The organism is Oceaniradius stylonematis (assembly GCF_003149475.2).
Taxonomy (GTDB): domain Bacteria; phylum Pseudomonadota; class Alphaproteobacteria; order Rhizobiales; family Rhizobiaceae; genus Roseitalea; species Roseitalea stylonematis.
This window is the reverse complement of record NZ_QFWV02000001.1, coordinates 50,326-64,759: the sequence shown is the minus strand read 5'-3', so window position 1 is coordinate 64,759 and position 14,434 is coordinate 50,326. Positions and strand designations below refer to the sequence as shown.

Genomic DNA, 14,434 nt, shown 5'->3' with positions numbered 1-14,434 from the left:
CTCGGCGACGGCTCGCCCGTCTACAACTGACGGCTCGCCTGATGGGCCTTCCAAGACGGGACCGCACGCTCCACCCCGGCGCGCGGTCCCGCAGTAACCCGAATGTGATTGGCACCCACCGGGCCGGACACTTTACCTAAGGCAGGTGCGATGTTTTGCTGGAAAAGCCCTTAACGGGGTCAACCTGCAGGGGGTAGGACGATGTTGATCAAGGCCGGATTGTCGATCGCTTTGTTCTTATCGCCCCTTATCGCCTCCACCGCTCTCGCTTCCTCGTGGCTGACCACCGGCCGCAGTGCCTCCATTCCCTTCGGACACATGGAATATTGCAAGCGCAACCGCAACGATTGCGGACGCCACGGCGGCGTCAGCGGGCTCGCCGATGCACGGCTGTCGACGCTGAGCCAGGTCAATCTTGCCGTGAACCGGTCCATCGAGCCCATGTCCGACCAGAAGGCGCACGGCATACGCGAGATTTGGCTTGCCAGCACGCGCGCCGGCGACTGCGAGGATTATGTTCTGGCCAAGCGCAACCAGCTGCTGCGCCGTGGTTTCAAGCCCGGCCATCTGCGCATCGCGGTCGGCCGCAGCCGCGGCGAGGTCCATGCCGTGCTGGTCGTGCGCACCACGCAGGGCGACTTCGTGCTCGACAACAACACCGACGAGGTTCTGCCGGTGAACCGTTCGCGCATGCGCTTCGCCAAGCTGCAATCGGCGACCGACGCGTCGCAATGGGTGCGCGTCACCGGCCGCACGGGCGATCCGGCCCGCGTTACGCTGCGCTGATTGATTCTCTTCAGTTCGGCCGGGGAAAGGGCGGCGGGCCGTGCTCGTTGGCCTCTTGTGCCGATGGCCAGACGGCCAGAACGACGAAGGTGAAGAACGCCACCGCCGGGATCAGCAGCAACACCGCCAGCGCGCCCGGCAGTCCGATATCATGCAGCCGTTTGACCGCGAGCGCCAGCGCCGCCCAGGCCGACGCGATCCAAACCGCCAGCATCACAAGGCCCCAGAGTGCCAGGCTCGGGCTGTCTTCGGGCGCCGCTGCGATCTGGGCGACGATCGCCGCCTGGATCAGGATCATGCCGAGCGCTCCGAGCCAGAAGCTCTTGCGTCCGATCCGGCCCCTGAAGCCGAACAGGACCCATTTCACGGTCAGCGGATGGTCGGGCGCGCCGCTCATGATCGTCAGTCTCTCAAAAGCTCGTTGATGCCGGTCTTGGACCGGGTCTTCTCGTCGACTGTCTTGACGATCACCGCGCAGTAAAGATTCGGGCCCGGCTCGCCGTTCGGGAACGGTCTGCCCGGCATCGAACCGGCGACGACCACGGAGTAGGGCGGTACCTCGCCATAGGAAATCTCGCCGGTCGCGCGGTTGACGATCTTGGTCGACTTGCCGATGAAGACGCCCATGCCGAGCACCGAGCCTTCGCGCACGATGCAGCCCTCGACCACTTCCGAGCGGGCGCCGATGAAGCAATTGTCCTCGATGATGGTCGGGCCGGCCTGCATCGGCTCCAGCACGCCTCCGATGCCGACGCCGCCCGACAGATGCACATTCTTGCCGATCTGTGCGCACGAGCCGACCGTCGCCCAGGTATCGACCATGGTGCCCTCGTCGACATGGGCGCCCAGATTGACGAAACACGGCATCAGCACCGCGCCCTTGGCGACATGGGCCGACCGGCGCACGGTGCAGTTGGGCACGGCGCGGAAGCCCGCGCGCTCGAATTCCGATGCGGACCAGCCATCGAACTTCGACGGCACCTTGTCCCACCAGGTCGCATCGCCGGGCCCGCCCTTGATGATCTCCATCGGATTGAGCCGGAAAGACAATAGCACCGCCTTTTTCAGCCATTGATGGACGGTCCATGTGCCGTCCGCCTCGCGCGAGGCGACGCGCACCTTGCCGGCATCGAGAAGGTTCAGCGCCTCATCGACCGCCTCGCGGACCTCGCCGCGTGTCTCGGTGCTCACCCCGTCGCGCGCGTCAAAGGCGGTTTCGATCGTCTGTTCGAGGGCGGCGAGGTCGTGGCCGGACATGGTGCATCCTTTGATTGTGGGGCAGCCGGCACGGTGCTATCAGGCACCGCCCGGCGATCGCGTTTATCGGTGCAAGACCTATGCGAGACCGGGCATGAAGGTCAATCGCGCCGGTCCGAATGCCGGTCCGGACGCAGGGTAGGGGAAAACGCGATGAGCGCACGCCGCCGCGACGATGTCTGGGATCCGCTGGTTCCGTCCGAAAAGGACATGGAGCGGGCGAAGCAGGTGCCCGATACGCCGCAGACGCGCGCGCCGGCCTACAGGCTCGCCTTCGACGATCCGGAGTTCCTGTGCCGCGAGGAACTGCGCCCGGTGCGGCTCCAGCTCGAACTGCTCAAGCCTGACATGCTGCTCCAAGAGCGCGGCATCCGCTCGACGGTGGTGATGTTCGGCGGCGCGCGCATTCCCGAGCCGGGCGGCGAAGCATGGGCGGCCAAGAACGAGACCCAGAAGAAGAATCTCGAGGCCAACGCGGTCTATTACGAACAGGCGCGCGAATTCGCCCGCCAATGCTCGCGCCATTCGGCCGCCAGCCTCTACAAGGAGTTCGTGGTCGTCACCGGCGGCGGACCCGGCGTCATGGAAGCGGGCAATCGCGGCGCGACCGATGTCGGCGCGCCCTCGATCGGGCTCAACATCGTTCTGCCGCACGAGCAGGCACCCAACGAATATGTCACGCCGGAACTGTGCTTCAACTTCCACTATTTCGCGATCCGCAAGATGCACTTCCTGCTGCGCGCCAAGGCGATCTCGGTCTTTCCGGGCGGGTTCGGAACGATGGACGAACTGTTCGAGGCGCTGACGCTGATCCAGACCGGCCGGATGGAGCGCGTGCCGTTCCTCTTGTTCGGCAAGGCGTTCTGGCGCGGCGCGATCGATCTCGACTTTCTCGCCGAACAGGGCACGATTTCGCCGGGCGATGTCGAACTGATCTCGTTTGTCGACACCGCCGACGAAGCCTGGGCAGTGATCGCCGATTTCTACGCGCTGGCGTGAGCGGCGCCCCGACCGCTTGCCGCCGGGGCGCGGCCTTTCAGTCGAGCGCCACGGCGACGAGCACCAGCGCGGCGACTGCGGCCAGCACCAGCCAGTAGCGCGGAAGCGACACGGTGATCTCTTCCTTGAGCCAGTCCATCGGGCGGCGCGGTTCGTTGCCGTTCGGGGTCACGTCGATCTGTTCCATCCTTGTCTCCATGAGAGTTCCGGCGCCGCCGATCGGCGCCGGTGTGCGATCCTGCTAACGGCCCCTTGCTGACAGTCCGCTGACGAAATCGGCTGGCGGGAATCAGGACGCTGCAACGGGAAGAAGAAGACTGGCTTCAAGTCCCTTTTCGCGATTGGCGAGCACCAGCCGGCCGCCGGCCGCCTCGGCAATGTCGGCCGCAATGGCAAGACCCAGCCCCGTGCCGGCCTCGTCCAGCCGCATGCCGCGCGCGGTGACCTTTTCGAGCAGATCGGGCTCGATCCCCGGCCCGTCGTCGCGCACCGCAACGCTCACCTCTTCGTCAGCGTGGCGCACCGCCAGTTCGACCCGGCTGCTCGCGTGGCGGGCCGCGTTCTCGACCAGCGCGCCGAGCGCCTCGGCGAGGTCGGCTGCATCGATCGCCACCATCGGGATTCGGCCAACGTCGTCGAGATGCCAAGTCAGCCGTTCGCCGGTGGCCGTTCGCCGGGCCACCTCGATGACCCGCCCGCAGACCTCGGCCGGATCGCACCGGGAGGCGGATGCTCCGGCGGCGACGCGCGTGCGCGCCAGTTCGCGGTCGACATGACGCTGCATGGCGCGCGCGATCGCCTCAATGCTCTCGGCGTGCGCCGCATCGCCTGCTTGCGAAAGGCGCCCGGCCTCGCCCATCAGCGCCTGCAGCGGCGTCTTCAGACCATGCGCCAGATCGCCGGCGCGGGCGCGGGCGCGCATGATGTCGGCCTCGCGCGCCGCAAGAAGACCGTCGAGTTCGGTGGCGAGCGGCCGTACCTCGGCGGGCCAGTCCTCGCCGATCCTGTGCGCGCGGCCCGACCGGATGGCGGCGACGCGTGAGCCGATGCGCCGCATCGGCCTGAGGCCGATACCGACCTGGACCCAGCCCGCCGCGATCAGCGCGGCGGCCAGAAGGCCGAGATAAGGCGCCAGATCGGCGAGGAAGGCGTTGCGCGCGGCATCGAGTTCGACCGCATCCAGAGCCACCGCCGCGCGGACGCGCCCGCCGCCGAGCGGCGCGGGCAGCGAGACCATGCGTTCCAGCGCCAGTAGCGGCGCGTCACCGGGCCCGCCGATCCTGTGGACATGGACGGCTCCGTCGGCGACCTCGTCCGGCGGCAGGGCGAGACGGTGGTCCCAAAGCGACCGCGAGCGCAGCGTGTCGCCGGCCAGGTCGATCTGCCAGTAGAGCCCGCCATACGGGCGTTGAAAGCGCGGATCGGCGGGCGGCGCGACCAGAAGACGACCGGATTGGTCGCGCGTCAGCCCGGCCAGCACCTGGTCCAGATGCACTTCCAGCTCGGCGATCGCACGGCGTTCGACATGGCCGGCGAACAGCGCGGCCAGTCCGGCCGCGGCAATGCCGAGCGCGACGACAATGGCGGCTGCGCCCGCAACCACCAGGCGCCAGCGCAGCGACAGCCGCGTCAAGCCGCCGACCCTTCGAGGAAATAGCCGAAGCCGCGCCGCGTGCCGATGACACCGGCGCCCAGCTTGCGGCGCAGCCGCGCGACGACGGCTTCGAGCGCGTTGGCCTCGCGCGCGTCGTCATCGCCGTAAAGGTGTTCGAGCAGTTCTCCGGGCGGCACCACGCGGCCGTTGCTCAGCGCCAGATAGGCCAGAAGCCTGTATTCAAGCGCGGTCACCCGGACCGGAACGCCGCGAAGGGCAACGCTCATCCGATTGGTATCGAGCGTCAGCGCCCCGATGCTGTGTACCGCCGCGCCCTGCCCCGCCGAGCGCCGCACCAGCGCCCGCGCCCTTGCGACGAGTTCCTCCATGCGAAACGGTTTGGGGAGATAATCGTCGGCGCCGGCCTCGATGCCCTCGACGCGCTCCATCCACGCGCCTCGCGCCGTCAGCACGAGCACCGGCATGTTGCGGCCGTTCGCCCGCCATCGTTTGAGCACGCTCAGACCGTCCATCGCCGGAAGGCCCAGATCGAGCACGATCAGCGCATAGTCTTCCGTGTCGCCAAGAAACCAGGCGTCCTCGCCGTCCGCGCAGGTTTCGACGACGAACCCCGCCGCGCCAAGCGCCGCGTCGAGATCCGCAGCGATCCGCTGATCATCCTCGACGACGAGTGCCCGCATCAGTCCCAGTCATCGTAATCGTCATGATCATCATAATCGTCGTCGTAGAACTCGTCTTCGGCTTCCAGTTCGATGATGCGCCCGTTCGCGGCATTCACATAGACCTCGTAGAGCCGGCCCTGCGCGCTGACCAGTTCGATCTCGTAGACATAGACGCCATCGTCCCGGTCCAGTTCGATCTCGATCACGCGGCCGCCGAACCGTTCGTCGACGATGGCGAGGATTTTGGCGAGCGGCAGGATTTCGCCGAGCTCGACGGCCTGAAGCGCGCGATCCTGATCGTCGGCATCGACCGTCCCGGGAAGGACGGCCATCGCGACGAGGAGCGGCAGCAAAATCTTGCGCATGGGGAACTCTAGACCGGCCGTGCTGACAATTCGCTGACAAGGCCCGTCAGGCCGCCATCAGGGCCGATGGTGCAAAAGCGGACCGTCAACGCGGCAACCGCCGCACCTCGGAAAGGGATATCGATCATGAAACACACAACCCTCTTTGCAACCGCCGCAATCCTCGCCCTTGGCAGCTTCGCCGTGACCGCACAGGCGTCCGGCGGCGAGGCTCTCCAGGGCATCCCGGCAACCGGCGAAAGGATGAGCATGTCAGAAGTCATCACCAAGCTCGAGGCGGAAGGCTACCGGGTCGACGAGATCGAGTTCGACGACGACGGCTATTACGATGTCGATCTGTATGATGCCAACGGGCGCGACATCGACGCCGACATCCATCCGGTAACCGGCAAGGTCCTGGAATGGAAGATCGACGACTGACGCCTTTTGCGCGTCCCAAGGGGCGGATTTGGCGAAAGCCGTTCCGCCTCCAGGCCCGCTCGACCGGCCGCCGGTCTTGTCCGATCACGGGCTTGAACGCCCACATGGACCGAGTTGGCGGCAAACCCGATCAGTGGCGGTAGGTGGCTGGGGCGGCAGGATTCGAACCTGCGCATGGCGGTACCAAAAACCGCTGCCTTACCGCTTGGCTACGCCCCAACGTGTCGGCCCGTTCGTGCCCTGGCCGCGATGAAGACGGGGTAAAGCCGGAAGCGCGCCGCCTGTCAACGGCCCGCCGCGGATTTTCCCGAGACCGCGACACCGGCGGGCGGCCCGGTGCTCGTGCCCGGCACCAGGCTTGCCTCCAGCAGCATGTGAACGATGCCGCGCCGCCCCTCGATCATGTCGATCAGCATGTCGGCGCAGTGGCGGCCCGCTTCGCCGATGCCCGAGCGGATCACGGTCAGACCCATCCCGTCCGGTCCGATGTCGAGGAACGACAGCTTGTCGTCATAGCTGATGATGGAGATATCCGTTCCGGGCCCCAGGCCGTGTTCGCGCACCGCGCCCATCACGCCAAGCGCCGACAGGGCGCTGGCGACCAGAACCGCTGTCGGCGGATCGTCGCTGGCAAGAAACGCGGTCATCGCCTCATGGCCGACAGGTTCGATCATCTCGTTGCTCGACATCAGCAGCGGATCGACGGCGATGCCCGCCTCGCGCAGCGCTTCCTCATAGCCCTCGCGCCGGCGCCGGGCGAACACCATGTGCTCCCAGCCATTGACCAGCGCGATCCGCCGGTGTCCCAGGCCGATGAGATATCGTGTCGCCTCGGCAAAGGCCCGGCGGTTGTTGACGTCGACCCAGCTATAGCTGTCGTCGTCCTGCAGGGTGCGGCCATGCACGACGAACGGCAGGCCCAGGCTGTGCAGGAGCCCCGGGCGGGCATCGCTGGCCACCGGCCCGTGCACGATCACGCCATCGACCCGGCGATTGCGCTTCATCGCGCGGTACGTCTCGGTCTCCTTGTCCGCATCGACCACCGAAATCAGCATGTCGTAGCCGCGCCGGTTGTAGACCGCGCCCGCGCCGGCGATGAAATCGGTGAAGTGCGGATTGATCATGTCGTGCTTGGAGATCGGCACCACATGGCCGATCGTCCGGGTCTTGCCGGTCGCCAGCCGGCGTGCGCTTGAATCGGGCGCGTAATTGTGCTCGCGCGCCGCATCGATGACCCGCTGCCGCGTTGTCTCGCTGACCTCCGGATATCCGTTCAGCGCCCTGCTGACGGTCGTCTGTGAGAGCCCGAGTTTCTCGGAAAGCTCCTTCAAATTGGCCAACATCTCCTCCCGATCATCGGCTCAAAGGGCTTTGAGGTCGATATCAAGACGCACATTGGCGCGTTAGGCAAGCCTGTTGCGGCAATTGCCGGTACGCCGCGGTTACTTCGCGGCCGGCCGACCCGTCACGTTTGCCGCAAGGGAACTTGCAGGCGGGACAAAGCGCTTGACTCGCTGCGCTTCCACGACCAAAGTCGGGCAAGCCAAAGCGCTTTGACTGCGCGTGGTTGTTCGTATCGTACCAATGCGCGACATCGATCTGGGAGGATCACCGATGAAAAGAACTCTTCTGGCCGGCGTGGCCGGTCTTGCCGTGCTGGCCGCCGGCAGCGTCCAGGCTCAGGACCTCGTTTTCCCCGTTGGGGAAGGCGATTTCAGCTGGGAAAGCTACAATGAATGGGCTGAATCGGCGCCTGATCTGAGCGGCCAGACCGTGACGATCGCCGGCCCCTGGCTGCAGCCGGAGGACGAGGTGTTCCGTTCGGCGATCGCCTATTTTGCCGCCGCCACCGGCGCCGAGGCGATCTACACGGGCTCGGATTCGTTCGAACAGCAGATCGTCATCGATGCCGAGGCCGGCTCTGCGCCGAACGTTGCGGTCTTCCCGCAGCCGGGCCTTGCCGCCGACATGGCCTCGCGCGGCCTTCTGTCTCCGCTGCCCGAAGGCATGGGAGAGTGGGTTGCCGAGAACTACGGTGCCGGCGAAAGCTGGGTCGATCTGGGCACCTATCCCGACCAGGACGGCAACGACCAGCTCTTCGGCTTCTTCTACAATGTCAACGTCAAGAGCCTGGTCTGGTACGTGCCGGAGAACTTCGAGGATGCCGGCTATGAAGTCCCTGAATCGATGGAAGAGCTCAAGGCGCTGACCGAGCAGATCGCCGCCGACGGCGAAACGCCCTGGTGCATCGGTCTGGGTTCGGGTGCCGCCACTGGCTGGCCTGCAACCGACTGGGTCGAGGACATCATGCTGCGCACCCAGCCGCCGGAAGTCTATGACGGATGGACGACGAACGAAATTCCCTTCAACGACGAGCGCGTGGTGGCCGCCATCGAGGAATTCGGCTGGTTTGCCCGCAATGACGACTTCGTCTCCGGCGGTGCAGGCCAGGTGGCCTCGACCGACTTCCGCGATTCGCCGAAGGGTCTGTTTGCATCGCCGCCGCAGTGCTACATGCACCGCCAGGCATCGTTCGTGCCGGCCTTCTTCCCCGAGGGCATCGAGTTCGGTGAAGATGTCGACTTCTTCTACTTCCCCGCCTTTGCCGAAAAGGATCTGGGCAACCCGGTTCTGGGCGGCGGCACGCTGATGTCGATCACCGATCCCTCCGAGGCGACCAACCACCTCATGGAGTTCTTCAAGCTGCCGATCGCCCATGAGATCATGATGGCGCAGACCGGTTTCCTGACGCCGCACAAGGGTGTCAATGCCGACACCTACATGAACGATGCGCTGAAGGGGCAGGGCGAGATTCTCGTCAACGCCACCACTTTCCGCTTCGACGGGTCCGACCTGATGCCCGGCGGCGTGGGTGCCGGTTCCTTCTGGACCGGCATGGTCGACTATACGGGCGGCAAGGATGCCCAGGCCGTGGCCGACGAGATCCAGGCCAGCTGGGAGGCGCTGAAATAAGCGCCGCATCCACCTAAGCTGGGCGGGGGGCGGTTCGCCGCCTCCCGCCGCCAAAGACAACGAGCGCACGCCGGACATCGCGCCGGTCGTCCAGCGCCGGGAGGGCACCATGAACCCAGCATTGCAGGGTCTCATCACGATATTGGTGGGCGTCGGCGGCTGCGTCGGATATTTCTACTTTTCCAACCAGATCCTCGACAAGGTGATCTTTCCCGCCAAGGGACCGAAAGCCGGCGACAACATCAACCGCGCCAACCAGGTGCGCCCCTGGCTGTTCCTGTTTCCCGCCATCTTCGCGCTCGGGCTTTATCTCGGCTATCCCGTCTTCGAAACGCTGCGTCTGTCGCTGACCGACAGGACCCAGGGCGGCGCCTTCGTCGGGCTTGCCAACTACAACCAGATGATGGCGGAGCCCAAATTCTGGGAAGCGATCCGCAACAACATGCTCTGGCTGATCGTCGTACCCGCCGCATCCACCGGTTTCGGCCTTCTGGTCGCCCAGCTCACCGACCGCATCTCCTGGGGCAACATCGCCAAGTCGCTGATCTTCATGCCGATGGCGATCTCCTTTGTCGGCGCCTCGGTCATCTTCAAGCTGATTTATGACGCCCGCCCGGCCGACACGCCGCAGATCGGCATTCTGAACGCGATCTGGATGCAGTTCGACGGCGGCTTCGGCTCGCTGTTCGTGCTTCAGTTGCTGCCGACCATCGTGCTGCTCGGGTTCGCCGGCATTGTCGGCTACACGACCTTTCTGCTGGTCAATCCGATCATCGACCGCGAAGGCAGAAGGGCGGTGCCGTTCATCCCGTTGCGGCTGATCGGCGCGCTGCTCGGCGTCTGGCTGGTCTGGATGTCATTGTCCTCCCTGGTCGGCGTCTGGACGGCCCAGCCGCCCTATGGCGAGCCGCAGCAATGGCTGACGCTGCCCTTCTGGAACAATTTCTTCCTCATGGTCGTGCTGATCTGGATCCAGACCGGCTTTGCCATGGTCATCCTGTCGGCGGCGCTGCGCGGCATTCCCGAGGAGACCATCGAAGCGGCGATCATCGACGGCGCCAATCCGTTCCAGATCTTCTTCAAGATCAAGATCCCGCAGATCATGGGCACCATCGTCGTCGTCTGGACGACGATCACCATCACCGTGCTCAAGGTCTTCGACATCGTGTTCGCCATGACCAACGGCCAGTGGGAGACACAGGTTCTCGCCAACTACATGTACGACAAGCTGTTCCGCGCCAATGACTGGGGCGTCGGTTCGGCCAGTGCGATGGTGATCATGCTGCTGGTGACGCCAATCCTGGTCTGGAACGTCTACAACGCCCGCAAGGAGATGCGCTGATGAGTGACACCGTCGGTACCAAATCCGCTCTGAGCTGGGCCGTTCACCTGTCGGTGGCAGCGCTCGTGCTGCTCTGGCTGTTCCCGACCGTCGGCCTGCTGATCTCCTCGTTCCGCACCGCCGACCAGATTTCGGCATCGGGCTGGTGGGCCTCGCTGTCGACCTCCGAGCAGGTCATCCAGGTGCGCACCGGCGGCCGCGATGCCGCGCGGCAGGAAGACGGTGTGTTCGTCGTCGAGGGCAACATTCTGACCGATGCCGAAGACGCGCCCGGCGCCGTTGAATTGGTCAGCTATGGCGTTTCCTCGCGCGCGGTCAGTGCCTATGAGATCGGCGAGACGGCGGAGTTCGGTGACGGCGAGACGCTGACCCTGAACGCCGACGGCACCTATCTCTACACCAGCGTCGAGGAGCCGGGCCGTCGCGGCCAGCGCGTCTTCGTCACTGCGCTTCTGCCGCCCGATTTCACGACCCAGAACTATCAGACCGTACTGTTCTCCGGCACCGGCCAGGACAATATGGCAAAGGCATTCTTCAACACGTTGACCGTGGTGATACCGGCGACGATCATCCCGATCCTGATCGCCGCCTTCGCCGCCTATGCGCTGGCATGGATGGAGTTTCCCGGAAGAGCGCTGTTGATCGCCGCGGTCGTCGGGCTACTCGTCGTGCCGCTGCAATTGGCGCTGATCCCGCTCCTTCAGCTTCACAATGCGGTGGGCATCGGCAAGGGTTACCTGGGTGTCTGGCTGGCGCACACCGGCTTCGGCCTGCCGTTGGCGATCTACCTGTTGCGCAACTACATGGTCGGCCTGCCGCGCGACATCATCGAAAACGCCCGCGTGGACGGCGCGACCGACTTCCAGATCTTCGTGCGGATCATCCTGCCGCTTTCGTTCCCGGCGCTCGCCTCGTTCGCCATCTTCCAGTTCCTGTGGACCTGGAACGACCTGCTCGTCGCGCTGGTCTTCCTGATCGATGCGACCGGCGAGACGACCGTGATGACCCGGCAGATCGTCGAACTGCTCGGCACGCGCGGGGGCAACTGGGAAATCCTCGCAACGGCCGCGTTCGTTTCGATTTCGGTGCCGCTCGCCGTCTTCTTCGCCATGCAACGTTATCTGGTGCGCGGCCTTCTGGCCGGCTCGGTGAAATAGGAAAATCGATCCGTGAACGTCATATACGACATGCCGGCCGAAAAGGCCCCCGGACTTGTCACGAGCCACGAAACCGACCGCGACTGGTGGCGCGGCGCGGTGATCTACCAGATCTATCCGCGGTCGTTCCAGGACACCAACAATGACGGCATCGGCGATCTGCGCGGCATCACGCGCCGGCTGCCCTATGTCGCCTCGCTCGGTGTCGACGCGATCTGGGTCTCGCCCTTCTTCAAGTCGCCGATGGACGATTTCGGCTACGATGTCAGCGACTACCGCGCCGTCGATCCGATGTTCGGCACGCTCGCCGACTTCGACGCGATGATCGCCGAGGCGCACCGGCTCGGCCTCAAGGTGATGATCGACCAGGTTCTGTCGCACACCTCGGACCAGCATCATTGGTTCCGCCACAGCCGCATGGACAAGACCAACCGCTATGCGGACTGGTATGTGTGGGCCGATCCCAAGGATGACGGCACGCCGCCCAACAACTGGCTGTCGATTTTCGGCGGTTCGGCCTGGGAGTGGGACACCAACCGGCGGCAGTATTATCTGCACAACTTTCTCAAGAGCCAGCCGGACCTCAATTTCCACAATCCCGACGTGCAGGAAGCCCTGCTGGCCGATGTGCGCTTCTGGCTCGATCGCGGTGTCGACGGCTTCCGGCTGGACACGGTGAATTTCTACTTTCACTCGACCGGACTTGAGAACAATCCGCCGCTGGCGCCCGAATTGCGCAACGCCACTATCGCGCCGGACGTCAACCCCTACAATCATCAGGACCATCTGTACGACAAGAGCCAGCCGGAGAATCTCGCCTTCCTGGAACGCTTCCGCGCGCTTCTGGACGAATATCCCGCCGCTGCCGCAGTTGGCGAGGTGGGCGATGCGCAGCGCGGCCTGCAGATCGTCGCCGACTACACTACCGGCAGCGACCGCATGCATATGTGCTATTCGTTCGACTTTCTGTCCTCGACCCGGCTGACAGCCGAACGTGTGCGCGAGGTCGTCCAGGAGTTCGAGGATGCGGCGCCGACAGGCTGGTGCTGCTGGGCGTTTTCGAACCATGATGTGGTCCGCCACGGCAGCCGGTGGGCCGACCATGTCGTCGACCGCAACGGCTTTCTGAAGATGAATGCCACGCTGATCCTGACGCTGCGCGGATCGGTGTGTCTCTACCAGGGCGAGGAACTCGGACTGACCGAGGCGGTGCTCGATTTCGAGGATTTGCAGGATCCTTACGGCATCCAGTTCTGGCCGACCTTCAAGGGGCGCGACGGCTGCCGCACGCCCATGGTGTGGAGCCACAACGAGCCCAATGCCGGCTTTTCGGAGGGCAAGCCCTGGCTGCCGGTGCCCTACGAACATCTGACCAGCACGGCCGACCTGCAGGCGGAGCACGACGACAGCATTCTGCAGCACTATCGCCGGATGCTCGCCTTCCGCGAACGCCATCAGGTCTTCGCCAAGGGCTCGATCGCCTTTGCCGATGCGCCGGACAATGTGCTGATGTTCGTACGCGAGCATCAGGGCACCAGGATGCTTGTCGTCATCAACATGAGCGACCGGCCGCGTTCGGTCGAACTCGACGACAAGGGCTGGCAGGCCGTCGAGAACAGCCCGCACGGCGATGTGCCGCGCGAGGGCGACACACTCGAATTGGCGCCCTTTGGCGCGTTTTTCGCGACCATGGAAGCATAGGAACCGGCGCAACCGGCTGCCGGCGGGAGGAGACTATGGCTGACCTGAAACTGACGAAGATCGTCAAGTCATATGGCGATGTCGAGGTGCTGCACGGCATCGATCTGGAAATCGAGAGCGGCGAGTTCGTCGTCTTTGTCGGCCCGTCGGGTTGCGGCAAGTCGACCCTTTTGCGCACCATCGCCGGGCTCGAGCGGATCACGGCCGGCACGATGGAAATCGACGGGCGCGTCGTCAACAACATCCCGCCGTCCGAGCGGGGCATCGCCATGGTGTTCCAGACCTATGCGCTCTACCCGCACATGACCGTCTACGACAACATGGCGTTCGGCATGCGGCTGGCCAAGAAGTCCAAGCAGGAGATCGAGGATCGCGTCAGGAACGCCGCCGACATCCTGCAGCTCGGACCCTACCTTGACCGGCTGCCCAAGGCGCTGTCGGGCGGCCAGCGCCAGCGGGTCGCCATTGGCCGCGCCATCTGCCGCGACCCCAAGGTGTTCCTGTTCGACGAGCCTTTGTCGAACCTCGATGCCGCGCTGCGCGTTGCCACCCGCATCGAGATCGCCAAGCTGAACGAAACCATGCCCGACACGACGATGATCTACGTCACCCACGACCAGGTCGAGGCGATGACGCTGGCCGACCGGATCGTCGTCCTGCGGGGCGGCTATGTCGAACAGGTCGGCGCGCCGATGGACCTCTACCACAAGCCCGCCAACCTGTTCGTCGCGCAGTTCATCGGTTCGCCGGCGATGAACATTCTCGATGGCTCGGTCGCTTCGGCTTCGAGCGGCAAGGTCGCCGTCGACGTCGAAAGCGGCGGCAAGGCGACGGTGCCGATCGCCGGAACGGGCGCCAAGGCCGGCGATGCCGTCAAGCTCGGCGTCCGTCCCGAGGACCTGCGCATCGCCGGAAAGGGTGAAACGCCGATCGTCAACGGCATGATCGACATTGTCGAGGCGCTCGGCGAAGTCACGCTGCTTTATGTGCAGGTCGAGGGTCACGAGGAAGCCGTGCTGGCCAAGCTGCCCGGCTACCATCAGGTCGAGCGCGGCACCGCCATTTCCCTGACCGCCGATGCCGAACAGCTCCATTTGTTCGACTCCGACGGCCATTCCATGGCGCGCAAGGCCGAGGCCAAGGAAGCGGCCTGACGC

At 65.0% G+C, this 14,434-nt stretch carries 15 protein-coding genes and 1 tRNA gene; 8 read left to right on the top strand and 8 right to left on the bottom strand.

Features of this window, described 5'->3' with window-relative positions; translation table 11 throughout:
• Positions 1 to 201 precede the first annotated feature (201 nt).
• Positions 202 to 786: a transglutaminase-like cysteine peptidase gene (locus tag DEM25_RS00325; RefSeq protein WP_109768749.1), complete on the top strand. Its 585-nt coding sequence runs from the start codon at positions 202 to 204 to the stop codon at positions 784 to 786.
• 10 nt (positions 787 to 796) lie between these two features.
• Here DEM25_RS00325 and DEM25_RS00320 read toward each other — a convergent pair whose 3' ends face one another.
• Positions 797 to 1,183: a DUF805 domain-containing protein gene (locus DEM25_RS00320; RefSeq protein ID WP_109768748.1), complete on the bottom strand. Its 387-nt coding sequence runs from the start codon at positions 1,181 to 1,183 to the stop codon at positions 797 to 799.
• A gap of 5 nt (positions 1,184 to 1,188) precedes the next feature.
• Positions 1,189 to 2,043, bottom strand: coding sequence for a 2,3,4,5-tetrahydropyridine-2,6-dicarboxylate N-succinyltransferase (dapD, locus tag DEM25_RS00315; protein WP_109768747.1), 855 nt, complete (start codon positions 2,041 to 2,043; stop codon positions 1,189 to 1,191).
• Between the two features lie 153 nt (positions 2,044 to 2,196).
• Here dapD and DEM25_RS00310 point away from each other — a divergent pair, with 153 nt between their 5' ends.
• Positions 2,197 to 3,042 (top strand): LOG family protein, encoded by an 846-nt coding sequence (locus DEM25_RS00310; protein WP_109768746.1) that lies wholly within the window; start codon positions 2,197 to 2,199, stop codon positions 3,040 to 3,042.
• Between the two features lie 37 nt (positions 3,043 to 3,079).
• Here DEM25_RS00310 and DEM25_RS17695 read toward each other — a convergent pair whose 3' ends face one another.
• The 4 genes from DEM25_RS17695 to DEM25_RS00295 all read right to left on the bottom strand — a co-directional run bounded on the left by DEM25_RS17695 (position 3,080) and on the right by DEM25_RS00295 (position 5,684).
• Positions 3,080 to 3,229: a hypothetical protein gene (locus DEM25_RS17695; RefSeq protein ID WP_158585123.1), complete on the bottom strand. Its 150-nt coding sequence runs from the start codon at positions 3,227 to 3,229 to the stop codon at positions 3,080 to 3,082.
• Positions 3,230 to 3,331: 102 nt separating this feature from the next.
• Entirely contained in the window at positions 3,332 to 4,675 is a 1,344-nt protein-coding gene (locus DEM25_RS00305; protein ID WP_109768745.1) for a sensor histidine kinase, read from the bottom strand.
• Entirely contained in the window at positions 4,672 to 5,337 is a 666-nt protein-coding gene (locus DEM25_RS00300; RefSeq protein WP_109768744.1) for a response regulator transcription factor, read from the bottom strand. The genes DEM25_RS00305 and DEM25_RS00300 overlap by 4 nt, the downstream gene beginning before the upstream one ends.
• On the bottom strand, positions 5,337 to 5,684 hold the full coding sequence (locus tag DEM25_RS00295; RefSeq protein WP_109768743.1) for a PepSY domain-containing protein: 348 nt from the start codon (positions 5,682 to 5,684) through the stop codon (positions 5,337 to 5,339). The genes DEM25_RS00300 and DEM25_RS00295 overlap by 1 nt, the downstream gene beginning before the upstream one ends.
• A 126-nt stretch (positions 5,685 to 5,810) precedes the next feature.
• Here DEM25_RS00295 and DEM25_RS00290 point away from each other — a divergent pair, with 126 nt between their 5' ends.
• Entirely contained in the window at positions 5,811 to 6,104 is a 294-nt protein-coding gene (locus DEM25_RS00290) for a PepSY domain-containing protein (RefSeq protein WP_158585122.1), read from the top strand.
• A gap of 144 nt (positions 6,105 to 6,248) precedes the next feature.
• Here DEM25_RS00290 and DEM25_RS00285 read toward each other — a convergent pair.
• Both DEM25_RS00285 and DEM25_RS00280 read right to left on the bottom strand, forming a co-directional pair.
• A tRNA-Gln gene (locus tag DEM25_RS00285) sits at positions 6,249 to 6,323 on the bottom strand.
• Between the two features lie 65 nt (positions 6,324 to 6,388).
• Entirely contained in the window at positions 6,389 to 7,444 is a 1,056-nt protein-coding gene (locus tag DEM25_RS00280) for a LacI family DNA-binding transcriptional regulator (protein ID WP_245412701.1), read from the bottom strand.
• A 274-nt stretch (positions 7,445 to 7,718) separates the two neighbouring features.
• Here DEM25_RS00280 and DEM25_RS00275 point away from each other — a divergent pair, with 274 nt between their 5' ends.
• The 5 genes from DEM25_RS00275 (at position 7,719) to DEM25_RS00255 (ending at position 14,431) form a co-directional block, all read left to right on the top strand.
• Positions 7,719 to 9,077, top strand: coding sequence for an ABC transporter substrate-binding protein (locus tag DEM25_RS00275; RefSeq protein WP_109768754.1), 1,359 nt, complete (start codon positions 7,719 to 7,721; stop codon positions 9,075 to 9,077).
• A gap of 109 nt (positions 9,078 to 9,186) precedes the next feature.
• Positions 9,187 to 10,419 (top strand): carbohydrate ABC transporter permease, encoded by a 1,233-nt coding sequence (locus DEM25_RS00270; protein ID WP_109768740.1) that lies wholly within the window; start codon positions 9,187 to 9,189, stop codon positions 10,417 to 10,419.
• A complete protein-coding gene (locus DEM25_RS00265) occupies positions 10,419 to 11,576 on the top strand; it encodes a carbohydrate ABC transporter permease (protein WP_109768739.1) in 1,158 nt (385 codons plus the stop codon). The genes DEM25_RS00270 and DEM25_RS00265 overlap by 1 nt, the downstream gene beginning before the upstream one ends.
• A 30-nt stretch (positions 11,577 to 11,606) precedes the next feature.
• Positions 11,607 to 13,277 (top strand): beta-galactosidase BglA, encoded by a 1,671-nt coding sequence (gene bglA / locus DEM25_RS00260; protein WP_109768738.1) that lies wholly within the window; start codon positions 11,607 to 11,609, stop codon positions 13,275 to 13,277.
• Between the two features lie 35 nt (positions 13,278 to 13,312).
• Complete coding sequence (locus DEM25_RS00255; RefSeq protein WP_109768737.1) at positions 13,313 to 14,431, top strand: ABC transporter ATP-binding protein; 1,119 nt, start codon at positions 13,313 to 13,315, stop codon at positions 14,429 to 14,431.
• Positions 14,432 to 14,434: the final 3 nt, after the last annotated feature.